Source organism: Pseudovibrio sp. WM33, from assembly GCF_001623165.1.
Classification (GTDB): domain Bacteria; phylum Pseudomonadota; class Alphaproteobacteria; order Rhizobiales; family Stappiaceae; genus Pseudovibrio.
Window position 1 is genome coordinate 1 of record NZ_LMCK01000157.1, and the last position, 229, is coordinate 229.

Genomic DNA, 229 nt, shown 5'->3' on the forward strand with positions numbered 1-229 from the left:
CAGCTCAATCATACCGTGCGCAGTCTGAGCAAGGCGCTTTCCATTGCTCAGACTGGTCAGGCCGAGTTGCTGCGCCGGATTGAGGTGCTGGAAGGCATGGTTGACCACCAAACGAACACCCGCACCGAGCAGCTTATTTTGGGTGCGTCTCTTGCATCCTCACTTCTCACCGTTCAACGCCACACTATTGAAAAGGATCAGTTGCAATGAGCCTGACACAAAGCCTGAA

1 protein-coding gene is annotated in these 229 nt (G+C 53.7%); it reads left to right on the forward strand.

The window, feature by feature from the left end; all coding sequences use genetic code 11:
• A partial coding sequence (locus PsWM33_RS27600) for a hypothetical protein (RefSeq protein WP_193778488.1) occupies positions 1–210 on the forward strand: 210 nt, incomplete at its 5' end.
• Between the last annotated feature and the right edge of the window lie 19 nt (positions 211–229).